The sequence below is a fragment of the Pseudomonas sp. JV241A genome (assembly GCF_900275665.1).
GTDB lineage: Bacteria > Pseudomonadota > Gammaproteobacteria > Pseudomonadales > Pseudomonadaceae > Aquipseudomonas > Aquipseudomonas wadenswilerensis.
The window spans coordinates 68,423-89,301 of the sequence record NZ_OPYO01000008.1; the positions used below are offsets into that span (position 1 = coordinate 68,423).

At 62.9% G+C, this 20,879-nt stretch carries 18 protein-coding genes; 6 read left to right on the top strand and 12 right to left on the bottom strand.

Features of this window, described 5'->3' with window-relative positions; genetic code table 11:
• Positions 1 to 41: 41 nt before the first annotated feature.
• The 3 genes from JV241A_RS04420 to JV241A_RS04430 are packed head-to-tail and all read left to right on the top strand — an operon-like array spanning position 42 to position 1,667.
• On the top strand, positions 42 to 722 hold the full coding sequence (locus JV241A_RS04420) for a class I SAM-dependent methyltransferase (RefSeq protein WP_115085456.1): 681 nt from the start codon (positions 42 to 44) through the stop codon (positions 720 to 722).
• A 7-nt stretch (positions 723 to 729) separates the two neighbouring features.
• Entirely contained in the window at positions 730 to 1,440 is a 711-nt protein-coding gene (locus JV241A_RS04425; protein WP_115085457.1) for a lipopolysaccharide kinase InaA family protein, read from the top strand.
• Complete coding sequence (locus JV241A_RS04430) at positions 1,440 to 1,667, top strand: hypothetical protein (RefSeq protein ID WP_134061436.1); 228 nt, start codon at positions 1,440 to 1,442, stop codon at positions 1,665 to 1,667. Before JV241A_RS04425 ends, JV241A_RS04430 begins: the two co-directional genes overlap by 1 nt.
• Positions 1,668 to 1,728: 61 nt before the next feature.
• On the opposite strand, the gene JV241A_RS04435 is transcribed toward JV241A_RS04430, so the two are convergent.
• From JV241A_RS04435 to JV241A_RS04475, 9 genes are all read right to left on the bottom strand, one after another.
• Positions 1,729 to 4,797 carry a multidrug efflux RND transporter permease subunit gene (locus JV241A_RS04435; protein WP_115085459.1) on the bottom strand — a complete coding sequence of 1,023 codons (3,069 nt, stop codon included), beginning with the start codon at positions 4,795 to 4,797 and terminating at the stop codon, positions 1,729 to 1,731.
• Between the two features lie 13 nt (positions 4,798 to 4,810).
• On the bottom strand, positions 4,811 to 5,962 hold the full coding sequence (locus JV241A_RS04440) for an efflux RND transporter periplasmic adaptor subunit (RefSeq protein WP_134061437.1): 1,152 nt from the start codon (positions 5,960 to 5,962) through the stop codon (positions 4,811 to 4,813).
• A 125-nt stretch (positions 5,963 to 6,087) separates the two neighbouring features.
• A complete protein-coding gene (locus tag JV241A_RS04445) occupies positions 6,088 to 7,185 on the bottom strand; it encodes a DUF1513 domain-containing protein (RefSeq protein ID WP_134061438.1) in 1,098 nt (365 codons plus the stop codon).
• Positions 7,186 to 7,187: 2 nt separating this feature from the next.
• Positions 7,188 to 8,252 (bottom strand): imelysin family protein, encoded by a 1,065-nt coding sequence (locus JV241A_RS04450; RefSeq protein ID WP_115085462.1) that lies wholly within the window; start codon positions 8,250 to 8,252, stop codon positions 7,188 to 7,190.
• Positions 8,253 to 8,267: 15 nt separating this feature from the next.
• Positions 8,268 to 9,695, bottom strand: coding sequence for a di-heme oxidoredictase family protein (locus JV241A_RS04455; protein WP_134061439.1), 1,428 nt, complete (start codon positions 9,693 to 9,695; stop codon positions 8,268 to 8,270).
• A 196-nt stretch (positions 9,696 to 9,891) separates the two neighbouring features.
• A complete protein-coding gene (locus JV241A_RS04460) occupies positions 9,892 to 11,232 on the bottom strand; it encodes an imelysin family protein (protein ID WP_115085464.1) in 1,341 nt (446 codons plus the stop codon).
• Between the two features lie 148 nt (positions 11,233 to 11,380).
• Complete coding sequence (locus tag JV241A_RS04465) at positions 11,381 to 13,432, bottom strand: bifunctional diguanylate cyclase/phosphodiesterase (protein WP_134061440.1); 2,052 nt, start codon at positions 13,430 to 13,432, stop codon at positions 11,381 to 11,383.
• A 346-nt stretch (positions 13,433 to 13,778) separates the two neighbouring features.
• Positions 13,779 to 14,375: a Fe-Mn family superoxide dismutase gene (locus tag JV241A_RS04470; RefSeq protein ID WP_134061441.1), complete on the bottom strand. Its 597-nt coding sequence runs from the start codon at positions 14,373 to 14,375 to the stop codon at positions 13,779 to 13,781.
• 189 nt (positions 14,376 to 14,564) lie between these two features.
• A complete protein-coding gene (locus JV241A_RS04475; protein WP_115085466.1) occupies positions 14,565 to 15,164 on the bottom strand; it encodes a LysE/ArgO family amino acid transporter in 600 nt (199 codons plus the stop codon).
• Between the two features lie 121 nt (positions 15,165 to 15,285).
• Here JV241A_RS04475 and JV241A_RS04480 point away from each other — a divergent pair, with 121 nt between their 5' ends.
• The 3 genes from JV241A_RS04480 to JV241A_RS04490 all read left to right on the top strand — a co-directional run bounded on the left by JV241A_RS04480 (position 15,286) and on the right by JV241A_RS04490 (position 18,163).
• Positions 15,286 to 16,176 (top strand): LysR family transcriptional regulator ArgP, encoded by an 891-nt coding sequence (locus tag JV241A_RS04480; RefSeq protein WP_134061442.1) that lies wholly within the window; start codon positions 15,286 to 15,288, stop codon positions 16,174 to 16,176.
• A gap of 52 nt (positions 16,177 to 16,228) precedes the next feature.
• Complete coding sequence (locus tag JV241A_RS04485; protein ID WP_115085468.1) at positions 16,229 to 17,233, top strand: NAD(P)-dependent oxidoreductase; 1,005 nt, start codon at positions 16,229 to 16,231, stop codon at positions 17,231 to 17,233.
• 87 nt (positions 17,234 to 17,320) lie between these two features.
• Positions 17,321 to 18,163: an ATPase gene (locus JV241A_RS04490; RefSeq protein WP_115085469.1), complete on the top strand. Its 843-nt coding sequence runs from the start codon at positions 17,321 to 17,323 to the stop codon at positions 18,161 to 18,163.
• Between the two features lie 127 nt (positions 18,164 to 18,290).
• On the opposite strand, the gene JV241A_RS04495 is transcribed toward JV241A_RS04490, so the two are convergent.
• Genes JV241A_RS04495 through JV241A_RS04505 form a run of 3 tightly spaced genes read right to left on the bottom strand, consistent with a single transcriptional unit; the run spans position 18,291 to position 20,843 of the window.
• Positions 18,291 to 19,340 carry an alkene reductase gene (locus tag JV241A_RS04495; protein ID WP_134061443.1) on the bottom strand — a complete coding sequence of 350 codons (1,050 nt, stop codon included), beginning with the start codon at positions 19,338 to 19,340 and terminating at the stop codon, positions 18,291 to 18,293.
• A 17-nt stretch (positions 19,341 to 19,357) separates the two neighbouring features.
• Positions 19,358 to 20,527: an MFS transporter gene (locus JV241A_RS04500; protein WP_115085471.1), complete on the bottom strand. Its 1,170-nt coding sequence runs from the start codon at positions 20,525 to 20,527 to the stop codon at positions 19,358 to 19,360.
• A 13-nt stretch (positions 20,528 to 20,540) separates the two neighbouring features.
• The gene (locus JV241A_RS04505) at positions 20,541 to 20,843 is read right to left on the bottom strand and encodes a helix-turn-helix transcriptional regulator (RefSeq protein ID WP_028943335.1); all 303 of its coding nucleotides are present in this window, start codon (positions 20,841 to 20,843) and stop codon (positions 20,541 to 20,543) included.
• Positions 20,844 to 20,879: the final 36 nt, after the last annotated feature.

A 20,879-nucleotide genomic window follows, 5' to 3' on the forward strand; every position in this document is an offset into this window, starting at 1 on the left:
TGCCTGCCTAAGGTGGGCGTATTGGAGTCAGGAGATGCACCATGCGTAGCCCCATCAAGCTCGAGTTTTCGGAAAAGTACGACCAGCAGCACGCCAAGGAATACTTCCACAAGCACCAGGACGGTCTGGCGCGCAGGATGTCCCACCAGCGTGACGAGCAAATGGCCCGTCGCGCCCTGGCGCTGGCTGGCGAACCCGGGCTGGTCCTCGACCTGCCGTGCGGCGCCGGGCGTTTCTGGCCCCTGCTGGCAGAAAAACCCAACCGGGTAATCATCGGCGCCGACAACTCCGAAGCCATGCTCGAAACGGCACGTGCCTCGCAACCGGCCGAAGTGGTGGAACGGGTACGCACTTTGCAGACATCTGCGTTCGCCATCGATTTACCGGATAACTCGGTCGACAGCATTTTTTGCATGCGCCTGATGCATCACATCGGCGAGGCCGCCCACCGCAAGACATTACTTTCGGAATTTCAACGAGTTACCCGCGACAGCGTGATCGTGTCGCTGTGGGTCGATGGCAATTTCAAAGCCTGGCGGCGCAAGAAGCTCGAACAGCGGCGTTACACCGAAAAGGGGCAGGGCAGTTACCAGAATCGCTTTGTGTTACCAGCTGCTACGGTTGAGGAAGAGTTCGAAGCCGCAGGATTCCGTATTCAGGAACGATTGGACTTCTTGCCGTTCTATGCCATGTGGCGAGTCTATCTATTGCGTAAGGGGTAAGCTGGGCATGGGGTTTGAGCGCACAACAGCATCGACGAACAAGGATCAGTTCGATCATTTCTGGCACCAGCAGGGCGAATGGGTGGAAGAGCCCAATCAGCGCCGCGGCGGCGAGAGTGGTGTACAGCGACTGAGCGATGACACTGGCCATACGTTCTACGCCAAGCGCCAGATCGGCCATATCTACCGCAGCCTGTTGCATCCCTTCGGCCGCCCTACCGTGCTGCGTGAGTACGATGCCTTGAACAGTTTCGAGCAGCTCGGCGTGCGGGTGCCGCATATTGTCTATTGCGGTGTTGACCGCGACACCGAGCATCAGTGGCGAGCCCTGCTGGTCAGCGAGGCACTGGAAGGTTTCGAGGATATCGACAGCTGGTTCGCCGACGGCGCCCGTGAACGTTACCACCCGGCGCTGCATGAGCGGGTCCTGCAGGACCTGGCGCAGAACCTGGCGCGGATGCACCGTGGCCACTGGCAACATGGTTGCCTGTACGGCAAGCATGTGTTCGTCAAGGTTATCGGCGAAGGCGCCGAAGCCAGGGCTGAGGTGGCGTTGCTCGACCTGGAGAAATGCCGCCGGCGTATCAGCTGCCAGCGCGCCGCCGCCAACGACCTTAAACAATTGCGCCGCCATTCGTCTTTCACTGACGCAGAGTGGCAAAAACTGCTCTATTTTTATCAGAGGGCGTTTGGCAGCGCAGTCAAAGGTTTAGAGTAATGAAACTAGAAATTGCTCGAGGTGTGTTTCTGTTGATTGCGCTGGGGGTGGCAACCGCCGCCGTGGCCGCGTGGGAGGAGCCGCGCCCGGAGATTTTCAGCAAGGTCGATGCGGGTGCGCAATGCCCGCTGCCACGGGTAGTGAAACCCCAGGTCGATGCCAAACCTGACCACGATCTGCTGCTGTTGCTGTTCGGGCTGAGCCAGGGCGTACGCGCCAGCGGCTGAACCCTGAGGGAGCGGCGGTGCGACGATTCGACTTGCCCCGCGGTCGATCCCGAAGCGAAGGTTATTCAGGCAGCACCTCATCGCGGGTCAAGCCCGCATTCACCTGCGGCGCGTCGGCCTTGGCCAGCAGGGTGTAGATACAAGGCAGCACGAACAGGGTGAACAAGGTGCCCACCGACATGCCGGTGGCGATTACCGTGCCGATGTCGAAGCGGCTGACCGCACCGGCGCCGGTGGCGAGGATCAGCGGCACCATGCCAAACACCATCGCCGCAGTGGTCATCAATACCGGACGCAAACGGATGGCCGCCGCTTCTTCCACCGCTTCGCGGGCACTCAGGCCTCTTTGCTGGCGCAACTGGTTGGCGAACTCGACGATCAGGATGCCGTGCTTGCTGATCAGCCCGATCAGGGTCACCAGCCCCACCTGGGTGTAGATGTTCATGCTCGATATGCCCAGGAACAGCGGAATTAACGCCCCGCAGATCGACAACGGTACCGTCACCAGGATCACCAGCGGGTCGCGGAAGCTTTCGAATTGGGCTGCCAGCACCAGAAAGATGATCGCCAGGGCCAGGCCAAAGGTTACCCACAGAGCACTGCCTTCCTGGACGAACTGGCGCGCCGCGCCGCCATAATCGAAACCGTAGCCCTCCGGCGCTTCTTCACGGGCGATGCTGCGCACGGTTTCCAGTGCTTCGCCCATGCTGACCATCGGGAAACCCTGGATGATCGCCGAGTTCAGTTGCTGGAACTGGTTGAGCTGACGCGGGCGGGCACGATCGCTGATGCTGATCAGGGTCGACAGCGGCAGCATCTGCCCTTGCTGGTTCTTCACGTAGTAGTTGTTCAGCCAGTCGGGATTGTCGCGGTAGGGCCGCTCGACCTGGGCAATGACCTTGTAGCTGCGCCCGTCGATGGTAAAACGGTTGATCTCCGCCTCACCGAGCAGGGTCGCCAGGGTGCCGCCAAGGGCGTCCATGGACACGCCCATCTGCGCGGCCTTGGCCCGGTCGATATCGACCACCACTTCCGGCTTGTCGAAGGCCAGGTCGATGTCGAGGAAGGCGAATTTACCGGACGCCTGGGCACGCGTCTTGACCCGCTCGGCCACCTCCAGCAGCGACGCGTAGTCGTTGGCTGTGTTGATCACGAAGGCAAATGGCAAGCCTTCGCCGGTGCCGGGCAGCGAGGGCAGGTTGAAGCCGAAAATCTGCAGGCCGCTGATGCCTTCAAGCTTGGCCTGTACCAGCGGTAGCAGCTCCATCTGGGTGCGCTCGCGCTCGTTCCACGGTTTGAGCAGGAAGCCGCCGATACCCGACTGCACACCGTTGAAGCCGTTGATCTGGAACGACGAGTAGTACTCGGGAAACGCCTTGAAGATCTTGAGGAACTCCTCGGTGTAGCTGTTCAGGTAGTCGAGGTTGGTCGGCTGCGGGGCGGTGGCCATCATGAAAATGATGCCCTGGTCTTCATCTGGCGCCAGTTCGTTCTTGGTGAACATCAGGAACACCGGAATCAGGCACAGCATGATCAGTGCGAACACCAGCACCACCGGCCGTGTGTTGAGGGTGCCGTGGAGGATTGTCTGGTAGCGCTGCTTGAGCCGCTCGAACAGTACATCCAGACGGTGGGCCAGGCCGGTGGGGTTCTGTTCGTGGCGCAAGAGCAGGGCGCACATCATCGGTGACAGGGTCAGGGCGACGATCCCGGAGATCACCACGGCGCCTGCCAAGGTCAGGGCGAACTCCTTGAACAGCGCGCCCGTGAGCCCTTCCAGGAAGCCGATAGGGGCATAGACCGCCGCCAGCGTGATGGTCATCGATACCACCGGCATGGCGATCTCCCGCGCGCCTTCCAGGGCTGCGTCGTAGGGCGATTTACCTTCTTCGATATGCCGATGGATGTTTTCCACCACGACAATGGCGTCATCGACCACCAGGCCGATCGCCAGCACCATCGCCAACAGGGTCAGCAGATTCAGCGAGTAGCCCATCAACTGCATGAAGAACAGCACGCCGATCATCGACAGCGGGATGGTGATCACCGGGATCAGCACCGAGCGCAGGGCGCCGAGGAACAGGAAGACCACGACGATGACGATCAGCACCGCTTCGACCAGGGTTTTCACCACTTCGTCGATCGAGGCCTGGATGAACAGCGTGGCGTCGTAGGCGATCGAGGATTTCAGGTTTGGCGGCAACTGGCTCTCAAGCTCGGGCATGAGCTTGCGCACCTCCTTGATCACCTCCAGCGGGTTGGCCGCCGGGGTGGCCTTGATGCCGATGTACACCGATGGCGTGCCGTCGAAGGAGCTGACCGTGTCGTAGTTTTCCGCACCCATTTCGACCCGTGCCACATCACCCAGCAGCACCCGGCTGTCGCCACTGGTCTTGAGCGGGATGTTGGCAAAGGCTTCGGCGGTTTTCAGCTCGGTGGTGGCGTTGATGCTGGTGACGATGTACTCGCCCTTGAGTTCGCCGGCCGCGGAAAGGAAGTTGTAGCCGCGCACCGCCTGGGTCACGTCATTGGCGCTCAGGCCGTAGCCGGCCAGCTTGACCGGGTCGATCCACAGGCGCATGGCGAACAACTGGTTGCCGAGGATCTGCGCTTCGGCCATGCCCGGCAGGGTTGCAAGCTTGGGCTGGATCACCCGTGACAGGTAGTCGGTGATCTGCGGGTTGCTCAGTTCACTGCTGTAGAAACTGATGTACATCAGCGCCGAAGCGTCGGCGGCTTCCTTGCTCAGCACCGGGTCTTCGGCGTCCTGAGGCAGCTTGTTCTTGACCTCGTTGCCCTTGGCCAGCAGCTCGGTAAACAGCCGGTCGCTGTCCGAGCCGATGCGCGCGTAGATCGAAATCACCGAGAAGTTCTGCCGGCTCACCGAGGTCATGTAGTCGATGCCTTCGGCGCTGGCCAGGCTCTGTTGCAGTGGCTGGGTGATATAACCCTGGATGGTCTCGGCGTTGGCTCCGGGGTAAGCGGTGGTTACCGTGATCAGGGCATTTTCCATCTGCGGATACTGCCGGATCGGCAACTTGCTCCAGGCCTGAAAGCCGAGCAGGACGATCAACAGGCTGACCACAGTGGCCAGTACCGGGCGGCGGATGAACGGATCGGTAAAAGCCATGACGGTTCCTCGCTCAGTTGACGCGCGACTGGCTGTTCGGTGCTGCCTGGGTCTTGTCCGGACTGATGCTGATCGCCGCGCCCTGGGTGAGTTTCAACTGGCCGGCGGTCACAACGGTTTCACCGGGTTTCAAGCCTTTGCTGATCACCACCAGGCCGTCACGCCGTTCGCCGGTCTCGACGAAGCGCCGCTCGGCGATCAGCGCCGGCGGCTGGCCATCGGCGTTGTGCGGCGGCTGAGCGTCGTCGGTTTTTTGCGGTACGGCGACATACACCGAGTTGCCATACAGGGTGTAGGTCACCGCGCTTTCCGGGACCACCACCTGTGGCTGCGGGTCGGGCAGCAGCACCTGCAGGCTGGTGAACATGCCGGGTAGCAGCTTGCCCTCGGGATTGGCCAGGGTGGCGCGAACCTGCACGTTGCGCGTGCTGTCCTCGACCTTGGGATTGATTGCGCTGATGCTGCCGGGGAAGTTTTCTTGCGGGTAAGCGGCGACGTTGACCAGCACCTGCTGGCCGATGCTCAACTTGGGAATCGACTGTTCCGGGACGAAGAAATCGACGTAAAGGCTGCTAAGGTCTTGCAGGGTGGCGATTACCGTACCGCTGGCCAGGTAGTCGCCGACGTCGACCTGGCGGATGCCGATGGTACCGCTGAAGGGCGCATTGATGCTCTTTTTCGCCAGTGAGGCCTTGAGCTGGTCGACCACCGCCTTGTTGCGCTTGAACTGGGCGCTGAGCCGATCGAACTCGCCCTTGGAAATGGCCTGGCTGCCGACCAGCTGGCTGCCGCGGTTGTAATCGACCTGGGCCAGGCCCAGATCGGCCAAGGCGGTACCGAGCAGGGCAGTTTCGACATCGCTGTCCAGTTGCAGCAGCGGTTGACCCTTGCTGACCTGCTGCCCGGACTCGAACAGCAGCGTCTTGACCGTACCGGCGATCTCCAGGCTCAGGTCGACCCCTTGCAGGGCCTTGAGGCTACCGACGGCGGGCAGGCGGTTCTGCCAGGCGCGCTCGCGGGCCTCGGTCGCCGCCACGCTGATCGGCGGCTTGGGGACCGAGAACATCTGCACCTGCTGGTAAATCGTGAAGGCTTTATAGCCCCCCAGGATCAGTACGAGCAGCAGGACAACACCTAACATGATCAGCATGCGGCGGCGCAGCATAGTCCAGTTCCTTGGATACGATTTTTTGTTCGATTGGCACGACTGCGGGCGCTCCTGCCCACGTGCGATGTAGCCGAATATTACTCTGTTGACCGGGCCTGGGAAGCCTGTGTTCCAGGCTAATTTCAGGCCAGGTGCAGGTGGTTGTCCCAGAGCCCTGAAGGCAGTTGCAGCGGCTGGCCGATCAGCTCGCTTTTGCGGCAATCGTACAGGCGGCAGCGGCCCTGGCCGGAGGTCACGACAAAGCCGTCTGCCACGGCGCCGACGCCGGCGCAATCGGGCATCGGTGCATCCAGGCGCACCTGGGCAGTGTCCAGGTCCCAGATGAACAGGCGGTTGGCCCGTGGCGCGGTCAGGGCGACCAGGCGCAGCTCGTTGTGAATGGCGACGCTGGCGGTGTAGTGGGCCATGGACTGCAACTGCTGCTCGGGCACCGGAAAGGCTTCGAAAGCCTGGCCCGGGCGCTTGATCGCCAGCAGCTCGGCGGTTTCGTGGCTGGCCCCCATGAACTGCTGGCCGGCAACGATGGTGCCATCGGCGGCAATCGCCAGGTGGCGCACGCTGTTCATCTGCTGGCTCAGCACCTCTTTGCTCAGCAGGGTGCCGTCGCGCTGCATCAGCACCAGGCTTGGCTGCATGGCGTCGAGGTTCATCTCTACCCGGCTTTCGGCTTCGGTGCGGATGCCGCCGTTGGCCACCACCAGGGTTTCGCCGTCGGGCATCCACGACACCTGATGCGGGCCGATACCGTGGGTGGAGATTTCACCGCTGTGCTGCAGGCGTTCGCCGTCGAACCGATACACACCCAGCACGCCACGACCGGGCTCGGTGGTGTCGTTCTCGGTGGCGTACAGCCATTCACCGCTCTTGTGAATCACCGCGTGGCCGTAGAAATGCCGGTTCGGCTGCGAAGTGATGGTCTGCAGCAAGCGACCATCACGCAGGTCGATCAGGTAGCTCTCGGTGCCGGGGCGGCGGGCGACGAACAGGGCAATCGGCTGCTCGGGATGGTTGATGATGTCGTGGCAACGCAGGCCCACCTGGGTGGCGAACACCTGGGTACCGTCCAGGCGGTAGCCGACGGCGTAGTGCTTGCCATCGCCATCGTCCCGCGCCGAGAGCAGCAGCGGGGTGCTGCCCTTGTTGCGAAACAGGGCCCAGCCGCCGAGGGTGAGGGCACTGAGCACAACGCTACCGAGTTTGAGAGCCTGGCGTCGCAACATGATCAGTCACCGTCGTTGGCGTTGAAGCCCAGCTGGATGCCCAGCGCCTTGGCCAGCTCGCCTTCGTGCAGGCGGTGGACGACGTTGAGGCTGTCGTAAAGGGTGTTCAACTGCTGGCGACCGGCTTCGTCGTCGAGCAACTCGCCCAGGGTTTTCTGGTTGCTGGTCAGCAGCTTGATCGCGTTGGCGTAGGCGGCGTCGATCTTGTCGGCCAGGGCTTGCTGGTCTTTGCCCAGCAGGCCGCGCAGGCCCTTGTTGTCGACCCCGACCCAGACAGTCTGGGCAGCGTTCAGGCTGGCTTCCAGGCTTTTCAGCGAAGAGTGGCTGCGCCAGGCTTCGGCCTGCAGTGGCTGCGGGATGCCCTTGCTCAGGCGGCCCATGGGTGCGCCGAGCTTCTTCTTCAGGGTGTCCAGGGCGGTGACCTGGGCACGCAGCAGGTCGGCAATGGCCTCGTGGGAATCGGCATAACGCTGGTTGGGGAACTTGGTCATCTGCGCCAGCATGCCGTCGGTGGTGTTCCAGCCTTTGAGGATTTCTTCGGCCAGGGCCTTCTGGTGCTCGCCGATGGCCACCAACAGCGGGCAGTAGCGGGCTTTCTGTTCGGCGTTGGCGGTATCCGGCTTGCTGTCGAAGAGGATGTATTCGTAAGCCGACAGGCCGCGCACGACGACACTGGATTTGCCCAGGGTTTCGGCGTCGACCGGCTTGTCACCGTTGACCAGTTGCTCGACCTGACGGCCGACCAGGTTTTTCTTGTCGGGCCAGAACTGCACCTGCCAGGCGCGGTTGCCTTCAGCCAGCGGGCCGATCAGCAGCGGCTGCAGCTCTGCCCAGGCTTTTTGCGCGTGGAGGAAGTCGGCGCGGGCAGTGGCAAGGTCCGCCTTGCCTTCGCAGAAGGCCAGGGCACTGACGGCCAGTTGGCGGTCGGCTTCGACCCAGCGGCTGTAGGTCGGCAGGATCACTTGTTTGGCGATCGCTGCCGAAGTCACCGCTTGCGGGTCTTGCGGCGAGCAGGCGCCGAGGGCGAGGGCGGCAAGGCTGGTGAACAACAGTTTGGGACGGAACATGCCCGGCTCCTTTGCTTAAAGTGAATTCAGGAAGGCCAGCAACGCGGCGCGCTGCTCGGCATTGAAGGTCAGTACGTACTGCTTGGCCGCTTCGGCCTCGCCGCCATGCCAGAGCACGGCTTCGAGCAGGCTGCGGGCGCGGCCATCGTGGAGAAACTGGGTGTGACCGCTGACGGTCTCGTTCAAGCCGATGCCCCACAGTGGCGGGGTGCGCCAGTCCTGGCCGCTGGCGGCGAACTCGCTGCGGTTGTCGGCCAGGCCCGGGCCCATGTCGTGCAGCAGCAGGTCGCTGTAGGGGCGGATCAGCTGGTTGGCCAGCTCCGGCTCGGCGGCGTTGCTGGCGGTGGTGAATTGCGGGGTGTGGCAGCTCTGGCAGCCGGCCTGGTGGAACAAGTTCTTGCCGGCCAGCACCTGGGGCGAGTCGACGTCCTTGCGCACCGGCACCGCCAGGTTGCGGGTGTAGAACAGCACCAGGCGCAGGATGTTGTCGCTGACCTCCTGCTCGCCATTGGCGCCGTTGCCGTTGGGGGCGTTGAGGCAGTCGGTCTGCGCCGGGGTGCAATCGTCCATCGGCCGCAGGCTGGTGGTCAGGCCCATGTCGCCGGAAAACGCGTGGACATTCTGTTGGTTGAGGTTCGGTTGCCCGGCCTTCCAGCCGAAGCGGCCGACCACGGTCTTGCCCAGGGCATCATCCCAGACCCGGTTGGCGCGACCACGGATACCGTCGCCGTTGCGGTCATCGGGGTCGGCATTGGCCAGGATCGCCGCCTCGGGGATGGCCTCGAGCAGGCCCAGGCCGATCATCGGCGGGGCGACGCGGGCGGAAAAGCGCGTGTCCGGATGCATCGGACCGTAGCCCAGTTGACTGATTTGCAACCTGGGCTGGCGCAGCTCGACCTGAGTGCCGTCCTTGAAGGCCACGGCTACCGGGTCGTATTCGACCCTGACCTTGCCCTCGGGGGCGACACCGGGCACTGCCATGTCCTGAAACTGACCGCCATACACCGGCTCCGGAACGATGCCCAGTTGCTCGATGACCTTGGCGTACTGCGGCTGATCCGGGATCGACAGGCGCACCAGCATCGACACCGAGTTGGCGGCGGTGGGCCCGGGCGGGTGGCCGCGGCCGTCCTTGATGTGGCAGTTCTGGCAGGCATTGGTATTGAACAGCGGGCCCAGGCCGTCGCGGGCGGTGGTGGTCGACGGCGCGATCACCCAGGGGCTGCGGAAGAAGCTGTTGCCGACACTGAAGTCCAGGCGCCGGCTCGGCGGCAGGTTCGCCGAAGGCATGGAATAGGCGTTCTGGTCGCGCTTGTTCACCGTCGCCTTGCCACCGGCCAGCGCTTCACCGGGCTCGGCCTGGGTGAAACGCGGTGCGTCGTCGCAACCGGCCAGAAGGACGGCCAGAAGCAGGGGACTGAGGCGGGGAAGCAACGAGGACATCAATAATCCTGGGGCTTGGGCAAAAAACCGGCGTGCAAGCTTAGCAGGCTCAGGGTAATTGAATAAGAGGGATTTGCGTTTGCTGGATGAAATCTATCGCGGGGCAAGCCCGCTCCTACAGGTGGTAGCGGGCTAGCCCGCGATGATGCGCATAAAAAAGGCGACCCGAAGGTCGCCTTTTTAAACCGCCGCTGAATCAGAACTCGTGATCGGCGGTGTCTGGCGCCAGGTTGGCGATGCCCAGTTTGCTCGACGCCTGTTCGATTGCACCGGTCTGCTTGACCAGGGCGGCGATGGCGTCACGCACGATCTGGTTGCCGGCAGCATTGTCGGCTGCGATCAGCTGGTCGTAGTGCTCGCCTTTGGCCGCGTGGTCGACCATGACCTGGATCTTGGCTTCGGTCGCTTCCAGGTCGGCCTTGAGGGTGGTGTCGGTGGCCGCGTCGACCTTGGCCACCAGCGACGACAGGCTCGGGCCGGTCAGCTTGGTGCCGTCGGTGCGGGTGTACTCGCCCAGGTAGACGTTGCGGATGCCTTTGGCGTCGTAGAAGTGCGAGTTGTGGGTGTTGTCGCTGAAGCAGTCCTGCTCGTCTTCAGGCGAGTTGGCCTCCAGGGAAACCTTCATGCGCTCGCCAGCCAGTTCGCCCAGCGACAGGCTGCCCATGCCGAACAGCATTTTGCGCAGGCCGTCGGCAACCGGCTCGGCTTCGAGGGTGGCGCGGTAGTTGGTGGCGACGTTCGGCGCCCAGTTGCCGACCATTTCTTCGAGGTCGTTGACCAGCAGTTGGGTCACGGCTTTCAGGTAAGCGCGACGGCGTTCATTGTGGCCACCGGTAGCGCCCTTGCCTTCGAGGTAGTCGGAAGCAGGACGAGCGCCAGCGCCTGGGCCGGTGCCGTTGAGGTCCTGGCCCCAGAGCAGGAATTCGATGGCATGGTAACCGGTGGCAACGTTGGCTTCGGAGCCGCCCAGCTCGTTCAGGCTGGCCAGTTTCTCCGGGGTGATGTCCTTGACGTCAACCTTGTCTTCGCCGACCTGCACTTGCGTGTTGGCGATGATGTTGGCGGTGGCGCCAGGGTTGCCCAGGGCATGCTCGTAGCTCTTGTCGACGTAGTCGATCAGGCCTTCGTCCAGCGGCCAGGCGTTCACCTGACCTTCCCAGTCGTCGATGATGGTGTTGCCGAAGCGGAACACTTCGCTCTGCAGGTACGGCACACGGGCAGCGACCCAGGCGGCCTTGGCGGCGTTCAGGGTTTCATCGTTGGGCTTGGCGAGGAAGGCATCGATGGCGGTTTGCAGGGTCTTGGCGGTGCTCAGCGAGTCGCTGTAGACGGCATGGACCATGTCGGCGTAATGCTTGACCACGGCTTTTGCCGCTGCCTCGTCGACGGCGCCAGCGGCGGCCGGTGCGGCAGCCGAGGAGGTGGCAGCCGGGGCTTGCGGTGCGGCGGCCTTGTCCTTGTCCTTGCTGTCGCCGCAACCGGCGAGAGAGATGGCAATGGCCAACAGACTGGCGGTGGCCAGAGGCATACGAATCATGGCGAATTCCTGCGTCGAGAGGTTGGACAGGCGTACCGGGGCACGCAAAACTGCAACATAATGCGAAAGATTTGCATTTTGTGTAAAGGGGCAGTCACGTAAATATTCAAATGCGTGTTTCCACCCCTTCGGGCAATGCGAACAGGGGTTACAGAATCGAAACCTGGTTGCGCTGCGCCTGCTTGAGGAACGCGGTCAACTCCCGGGCAGGCAGCGGTTTGCTGTAGTGATAGCCCTGACCTTCGTGGCAACCCTGGGCGATGATGTAGGCCTCTTGTTCAGCTGTCTCGACACCCTCGGCAATGACCTGCATGCCCAGGCTCTTGCCCAGCTGGATGATGGCGCGAACGATGGTGGCATCGTCGTCGTCATCGAGCAGGTCCTGGACGAAACTCTTGTCGATCTTGATCTTGTCCAGCGGCAGCGACTTCAGGTAGCTGAGCGATGAGTAGCCGGTACCGAAGTCGTCAATGGCGATCAGCGCCCCGGAGCGGCGCAGGCTCAGCAGGTGCTGGGCGGCGGTGCTGATGTCTTCCATCAGGCCGGTTTCGGTGACTTCCAGCTCCAGGCTGCGCGGTGGCAGGCGGTAGATCTGCAGCAGGTTGTTGACCACCCGCGGCAGCTCGTTGTGGTGCAGTTGCACGGTCGACAGGTTGACCGCCATGCGCAGTTCGCTGAAGCCCTGGTCGTGCCAGTCGCGCAGTTGCCGGCAGGCCTGGTCGAGCACCCACTCGCCGATGGTGATGATGTTGCCGTTCTGCTCGGCCAGGGGGATGAACTGGTCCGGCGGAACCATGCCCAGTTCCGGATGCTGCCAGCGCAGCAGCGCTTCCACACCGACCACGCGATGGTCGCGGTAGCTGATCTGTGGCTGATAGACCAGAAACAGCTGGTTGCGCGGCAGGGCTTCGCGCAAGTCTTTTTCCAGTTCGCGACGGCGGCGCATCTCGCTGTCGACGCTGGCAATGTAGAACTGATAACGGTTGCGCGAGCGGGCCTTGGCCAGCGTCATGGTCTGTTCGGCCTTTTGCAGCAGCTTCTCGGTGCAGTCGCCGTCCTCGGGGAACAGGGTGATGCCGATGGTGGCACGCAGGCGGATTTCCTGATGGTCGAGGGCGAACGGCGCCTCGAGATCATCAAGAATGCTCTGGGCCAGCTCGGCAGCTTCGTAGGGCTGCTCGATATCGGCCTGGACCAGGGCGAACTGGTCGCCGCCCAGGCGCGCCAGGGCGCCAAGCCGGCCACTGTGGGCACGCAGGCGATCGGCCAGGGCCAGCAGCAACTGGTCGCCGGCCTGGTAGCTGAACTGCTCGTTGATGCCCTTGAAGTCGTCCAGGCCGACGCACAGCACCGCTACCCGGCGTTGCAGGCGGCCGGCGTCGACGAGGATCTTGTCCAGTTGCTGCTGCAGTTGCTGGCGGTTGGGCAGGCCGGTGAGGAAGTCGTACTGGGCCATGCGCAACAGGCTGTTCTCGGCTTCGTGGCGCAGGTGGGTGTTGCGCTCGATCGACGCCAGCAGCTGGTTGGCGGTATTGACCCACAGGCCCAGCTCGTTCTTTTCGTGGCCCTTGATCAGCGGCAGTTGATGCTGGCTGGGACGGTCGGGGTTGATCTGGGTGAGGTGCTCGATGATCTTCGACAGCGGCTTGGTCAGCATCCAGTGATAGACCAGGTACAGCACCAGGCCCATGGCCAGGGCGCGCAGCACGCCGGAAATGAAGATGATCACCGAACTGACCAGGAAGCCCTCGCCATATGCGGCGGTGTCGAGGGTGATGCTCAGGTCGCCGTAATATTCGCTATAGGGGCCACGGCCGACCAGTTGGGTGGTGAAGCTACGTTCCTGGCCGAGAATCAGGTCGGTTAACCAGCGGCTGGAAACTTCCTGCAGCGGGCGGGATTTTTCCGCCAGCATGGTTTCGTTGGGATGGCCGATGGCGGCCATGCGCACGGATTCGTCCTGGAACAAGCCCTCCATGACCTGCATGCCCATTTCCTTGTCGAGGCTGTACACCGCCTGGGTCGAAGGGTCACGGAACATGTCGAGGATCCGTTGAGCGTCATTGGCGACGGCCTGGCGGGTCTTGTAGACATCGAAGACGATCTGCGCACAACTGAGAACTACACCGACGACCAACGCCGAGAGCAGTACTACCCTGAGCAACTTGACCGATAAGCTGTTCTTGAGTTCCAGCTTCAATGGGGTTTCCTTAATCCATGCGCATGGCATCATTTTGCCATCAAACTTGGCAATCCACTATCGGCCGTCAACAGGACTTCTCCAGCTCCGCGAGGGCGCTTTTTTTGCACCCGGAGCAGGTTGGCTACCTGCCGTCACTGTATCGGTTGCCCGGCCTCGCGACTTTAATCCGTGGGAACGAGTTTCCCAACGTTTGATGTTAGCGCGCTCTGCGTGCGCGGCAAGATACACGGCGCGTGAATAGGATGAAAAATGTTGCAGCGAAGGCGCCCATAAAAAAGCCCACCGCTAGGGTGGGCTTTTCGGTCGCTCGATACCTTGTGCAACGTATCGATCAGCAGCCGGCTCAGGCAGTGAAGGTCTTGCCTTCGAAATGCTCGGCCACGAACTTCCAGTTGACCAGGTTCCAGAACGCCTCGACGTACTTCGGACGCAGGTTGCGGTAGTCGATGTAGTAGGCGTGTTCCCAGACGTCGCAGGTCAGCAGCGGGGTGTCGCCGCTGGTCAGCGGGTTGCCGGCGCCGATGGTGCTGGCCAGGGCCAGGGAACCGTCGGCTTTTTTCACCAGCCAGCCCCAACCGGAACCGAAGGTGCCGACCGAAGTCTTGGTGAACTCTTCCTTGAACTTGTCGAAGGAACCGAACGCGGCGTTGATGGCTTCAGCCAGGGCGCCGGTTGGTTGGCCGCCAGCGTTTGGCGCCAGGCAGTTCCAGTAGAAGGTGTGGTTCCAGACCTGAGCGGCGTTGTTGAAGATACCGCCCGAGGAGGTCTTGACGATCTCTTCCAGGGTTTTGCCTTCGAACTCGGTGCCTGGCACCAGGTTGTTCAGGTTCACGACATAGGTGTTGTGGTGCTTGTCGTGGTGGTATTCCAGGGTTTCCTTGGAAATGTGCGGCTGCAGGGCGTCGTGGGCGTAAGGCAGCGGCGGCAATTCAAAAGCCATGGTGATTCTCCTAATCAGGTCTGTTGCGGTGAGCGCAAGGCCGATCACGGGCGGCCGGTGTGCGTCGGCGAGTTTGTACTCTTTGCGACGCAAGGGCTGGATCATAGCACCGGGCCCGGTGCTTAACCACGCAACAAGTGTACGGGAAAGAGGTTCCAGAGCCTTTGCCGGTGCCGGACGAGCGGCGCCTCAGGTAAAGATCAACTGTGCCGCCACGGCAAACATCATCACCGCCACCATCAGGTCGAGCAGCCGCCAGGTGCCTGGTCGCGCCAGCCACGGTGCCAGCCAGGCGGCGCCCAGGGCCAGGGTGAAGAACCACAGCAGCGAGGCGCTGGCGGCACCGGCCACGTAGGCGCCGGGCACGGTTTGCTGGGCACCCAGGGAGCCGATCAACAATACGGTATCGAGGTACACATGCGGGTTGAGCAGGGTCACCGCCAGGGCGCTGAGCAGCACCGCCCGGCGCGAGCGCAGGCCCTGGCCCTCACCCTGATGCAGGCTCTGTTGCGAGCAGGCGCGCAGCAGGGCCTTGCCGCCGTACCAGATCAGAAACACCGCGCCGCCCCAGCGCGCCACTGCCAGCAGGGTCGGGTTCTGCGCCAGCACCGTGGCCAGGCCGAATACCCCGGCCGCCACCAGGATGGCATCGCAGACCACGCACAGCGCCGCCACCGGCAGGTGATGTTCACGGCGCAGGCTTTGCGCCAGGACAAAGGCGTTTTGTGTGCCGATCGCCATGATCAGGCCGAAGGCGACCAGCAGGCCGTTCAGGTAGCTTTGCCACATAGGGAAGACTCCGCAGACACCCGCAGGGCGCGGGCGCAAACACAAAGAAGATGCTGGCCATTGTGGGGATTTCATCTGTATAAGAAAAACAAATAAAGCTGATCAGGCATTAGGAAAAATAATGTTCGATTACAAACTGCTTTCAGCCCTCGCTGCCGTTGTCGAGCAGGCCGGCTTCGAGCGCGCCGCCCAGGTGCTGGGTTTGTCGCAGTCGGCGATTTCCCAGCGCATCAAGCTGCTCGAGGCGCGGGTCGGCCAGCCGGTGCTGGTGCGCGCCAATCCGCCGAGCCCCACCGATGTCGGCCGGCGCTTGCTCAACCATGTACAGCAGGTGCGCCTGCTCGAACGCGACCTGCAAAGTCAGGTGCCGTCGCTGGACGAGGAGGGCATGCCCGAGCGTCTGCGCATTGCCCTGAACGCCGACAGCCTGGCGACCTGGTGGGCAGGAGCGGTGGGTGAGTTTTGTGCCGATCAGCAAGTGCTGCTGGACCTGGTCGTGGAAGACCAGGAAGTCGGCCTCAAGCGCATGCGCGCCGGTGAAGTGGCCGCCTGCCTGTGTGGCAGCGAACGCCCGGTGGCAGGCGCACGCAGCCTGTTGCTCGGCGCCATGCGCTATCGGGCCCTGGCCAGCCCGGCGTTCATGGCCCGCTACTTTCCAGCGGGCTTCGATGCCGCCCGCTTGTCGCGCACCCCGGCGCTGGTGTTCGGACCGGATGATTTTCTCCAGCATCGTTATCTGGCTTCCCTGGGTATTCAGGACGGTTTCCTTCATCACCTGTGTCCCTCTTCCGAAGGCTTTTTGCGCATGACCGAGGCAGGCCTGGGTTGGGGCCTGGTGCCGGAACTGCAGGTACGCGATCAGCTGGCCAGCGGGCGTCTGGTAGAAATATCAGCGGATAAACCCATCGACGTGCCCTTGTACTGGCATCATTGGCGCAATGGCGGGCAGTTGCTCGGCCAACTGACGGAACACCTGCGCCTCACAGCCGGGCAGTGGCTGGTGCCCTTGTAGGCCCTGGCGGCGTCAGCAGTATCTGAAAAACCTGTTTTAGGCGGAGTGCTACATGCGAATTCTGGTCACCGGCGCGAGCGGCTTCATTGGCGGGCGCTTTGCGCGCTTTGCCCTGGAGCAGGGCTTTGACGTTCGGGTCAACGGCCGACGCGCCGAAGGCGTCGAGCACCTGGTGCGGCGCGGCGCGCAGTTCATCCCGGGTGACCTGAACGACCCGGACCTGGCCCGGCGCCTGTGCCAGGGCGTCGAGGCGGTGGTGCATTGTGCCGGTGCGGTGGGTAACTGGGGGCGATACCAGGACTTCTATCAAGGCAACGTGGCGGTCACTGAAAACGTTGTCGAGGCTTGTTTGAAGGAGCATGTGCGGCGGTTGGTGCACCTGTCGTCGCCATCGATCTACTTCAATGGCCGCTCGCAGCTGGGTATCACTGAAGACCAGGTGCCGCGGCGCTTCCATGATCATTACGGGGCGACCAAGTACCTGGCCGAGCAGAAGGTCTTTGGGGCCCAGGAGTTCGGTCTCGAAGTGCTGGCCTTGCGTCCACGCTTCGTCACCGGCGCGGGCGACGTGAGTATCTTCCCGCGCTTGCTGCAGATGCAGCGCAAGCGGCGCCTGGCAATCATCGGCAATGGCCTGAACAAGGTCGATTTCACCAGCGTGCAGAACCTCAACGAGGCGTTGGTCAGTGCCTTGCTCGCCGACGAGGCAGCGCTGGGCCAGGCCTACAACATCAGCAATGGTCACCCTTTGCCATTGTGGGATGTGGTCAATTACGTGATGCGGCAAATGCACCTTCCGCAGGTTACCCGCTACCGTTCCTACGGCCTCGCCTACAGCCTTGCCGCCTTGAACGAAGGCGCCTGCCTGCTCTGGCCGGGCCGCCCGCAACCGACCCTGTCGCGCCTGGGGATGCAGGTGATGAGCAAGGACTTCACCCTCGACATCAGCCGCGCCCGGCAGTTTCTTGATTACCGCCCCAGTGTCAGCCTGTGGTCGGCGCTGGATGAGTTCTGCGGCTGGTGGAAAGCCCAGGACCTTCCGTCCGGCAAGGACTGAACCGGATCAAGGCTTTGCGGTCGATCAGTGCGCTGATCAGGCTTTATACTACTGACCATTTGCTATCACCGTGGTTGAAGGGATCCCATGCGTAACGATGCTCCAGATGATTTCGATAACGTGCCGACCTTGACCGCCGGTAGCCGTGATGACGATGATTTCGTACCGGTAGCGGGTGCGCGACGTGGCCATGCATCGGCTCCGCGCGCTGTACCGAAGGCGGCAAATACTGGCCCGCTGTGGGCATTGCTCGGCGCCTCGTTCATTGCCCTGGCCGGCCTTGGCTGGTGGAGTTTTCAACAGATTTCCCTGATGGAGCAGCAACTGGTTGCCACCCAGGAGAGCTTTGCCCGCATCAGTGAAGACGCGGCGGGGCGCCTGCAGGCGATCAGCGGTAAGGTTGCGGCCAGCGAGACCAGCGTCAGCACCGACAGCGAGGCCCTGAAGCTGCAGATCAAGCAACTGCAGGCGAGCCTGACCGAGCAGGGTAAGCAACAGCAAGGTGTGGCCGGGCAGACCGGCGATCTGGGCAAACGCCTGGAACTGGTACTGGCTCAGGCCAGTGAGCAACAGGCGGCCAATGCCAAGTTGCAGGAACAGCTGCAGGCTCAGCTCAAGCGGGTGAACGACGAGCTGGCTGCATTGAAGACGGCCCAGGTGGATGGCGGCAAGCTTGATGGTGAGCTCAAGAGCCTGAACGCTGAGGTGACGGCGTTGAAGAAGCAGGGCAACCCGACGGCGGCGATCCAGCGCCTGGAGCAGGACCTGATCGTGCTCAAGAGCGAGCAGGAGAACCGCCCGGCGCCTGCGGCCAGTGGCGGTGCGTCAACGGCGGAGTTCGATGCGTTTCGTGGCCAGGTGACTCGAAACATCAATACCTTGCAAAGCCAGGTGCAGAACCTGCAACAGCAGATCAACGCCCGGCCTTGATCGGCGCTAAACAGGGTCGCTGTTGCGGCCCATCGCCGGCAAGGCCAGCTCCCACACTGGATCTGCTTGCAGCGGACTTTGTGGGAGCTGGCCTTGCCGGCGATGGGCTGCAAGGCAGCCCCAAGGTTTACATCCGCGGATAATCGATATAACCCACCGGCCCCTTGGCATAGAAGGTCTCCGGGTGCGGCTCGTTCAGCGGTGCATCCGCCGCCAGCCGCGCCGGCAGGTCCGGGTTGGCAATGAACGGGATACCGAAGGCCACTGCATCGGCTTTGCCACTGGCCAGCGAAGCATTGGCGCTGGCTTTGGTGAAGCGCTCGTTGACGATATAAGGGCCGCCAAAGGCTTGCTTGATCAGCGCGCCAATGCTGTCGTCCGCTTCCTTCTCCCGCGAGCAGATAAAGGCAATACCGCGCTTGCCCAGTTCCCGGGCCACATAGGTGAAGGTATCGGCACGGTTGGCATCGCCCATGTCATGGGCATCGGCCCGTGGCGCCAGGTGCACGCCAACCCTTTGCGCGCCCCAGACTTCGATCACCGCGTCAGTCACTTCCAGCAGTAGCCGTGCACGGTTCTCCAGCGAACCACCGTACTGGTCATTGCGCTGGTTGGTGCTGCTCTGCAGGAACTGGTCGATCAGGTAACCGTTGGCGGCATGCACTTCGACGCCATCGAAACCAGCCGCCTTGGCGTTCTCGGCACCGGTGCGGTAGGCCTCGACGATGTCGGCGATTTCTGCGCTTTCCAGCGCACGCGGGGTTGGGTAGTCGGCCAATGGACGCACCAGACTGACATGGCCTTTCGGCTGGATGGCGCTCGGCGCGACCGGGGCTTCACCATTGAGGTAGCTGGGGTGCGAGATACGCCCCACATGCCACAGTTGCAGGAAAATCCGCCCGCCGGCGCCATGCACCGCCTTGGTCACGTTGGTCCAGCCACGCACCTGATCGTTCGACCAGATGCCCGGGGTGTCCGGGTAGCCCACGCCCATCGGCGTGACCGAGGTGGCTTCGCTGAGGATCAGCCCGGCACTGGCCCGTTGTACGTAGTACTCGGCCATCAGTGCGTTGGGCACCCGGCCTTCATCGGCGCGGCAACGGGTCAGCGGGGCCATGATGATGCGGTTCGGCAGGTCGAGGTCGCCGAGGGTGATCGGATCGAAAAGAGTCGTCATATGTACCTCAAGGCCTATCAGTGAGTGGCAGGTGCCAGTTCGGCTTTGTTACCGCCCTGGCTGAAAGTGATCAGGGTGACGATCAGCGCCAGTACCGCCAGCGCTGCGGCGGCCAGGGGCACGCGGGTCAGGCCCAGGCCCTGGGCGATGACGGTGCCGCCGACCCAGGCGCCGAGGGCGTTGCCCAGGTTGAACGCGCCGATGTTCAGGGTCGAGACCAGGTTCGGGGCAGCCTTGCCGAAGGTCACCACGTTGACCTGCAGGGCGGGGACGGCGGCAAACGCTGCAGTGGCCCAGAGGAACAGGGTGATTTCCGCCGGAATCAGCGCAACGCTGGTCCAGCTCAGTACGGTAGAGACTACCGCCATGCTGGCGAACACGCCGATCAGGGTGGCGCCCAGGCGCTTGTCGGCAAGCTTGCCACCGAGGATGTTGCCCAGGGTCAGGCCCACGCCGATCAGCAGCAGGGTCCAGGTCACGCCTCGTGGCGACACCCCGGTAACATCACCCAGCAGCGGCGCGACATAAGTGAACAGGGCGAACATCGAGGCCGAGAACAGCACGGTCATCGACAGCGACAGCCAGATGCCGGCGCCTTTGAGCGCAGCCAGTTCGGCGCGCATGTCGAGTTTTTCTTCGTCATGCCGGAACGGCAGGAAGCGGATCAGGCCGATCAAGGCAATCACGCCGATCACGGTTACCGCCCAGAAGGTCGAGCGCCAGCCGTATTCCTGACCCAGCGCGGTACCCAGCGGCACACCCAGCACGTTCGCCAGGGTCAGGCCGGTGAACATCAAGGCGACCGCCGAGGCACGGCGGTTGGCCGGCACCAGGCTTGCCGCCACCACCGAACCGATACCAAAGAAGGCACCGTGGCACAGGGCGGTCACCACCCGGGCGAACATCAGCAGGTTGTAGTCGCTGGCCACCGCACACAGCAGGTTGCCGACGATGAACACGCCCATCAGCGCAATCAGCGCCGCTTTGCGCGGCAGGCGCGAGGTGGCCAGGGCCATGAACGGCGCACCGATGGCCACGCCCAGGGCGTAACCGGTGACCAGCCAGCCGGCGCCGGGAATCGATACCCCCAGGTCTGCCGCCACATCGGGCAGCAGACCCATGATGACGAACTCGGTGGTACCGATGGCGAAGGCGCTGAGCGCCAGGATTATCAGCGAAAGGGGCATTGCAAGGTCCTTGTCAGAGCTCTTGGCTCATCTGCTTGAGGAAGGCCTGGATGGTTTCCTCGTTGCGTTTGAAAAAATGCCACTGGCCAATCTTCTGGCTGCTGATCAGGCCCGCGCGCTGCAAGGTCGCCAGGTGGGCGGAGACGGTCGACTGCGACAGGCCGCAGCGTTGATCGATCTGCCCGGCACACACACCGTGTTCGGTGCTGTGGTGCTGGTCGGGGAACTGCGCGTCGGGGTCCTTCAGCCAGTTGAGGATTTCTCGCCGTACTGGGTGGGCCAGGGCTTTTATTATTTCGTCGAGATCGAGAGGCATGGTTGGGCTCGTGGTGTGTGTAGCGTTATATCGCGA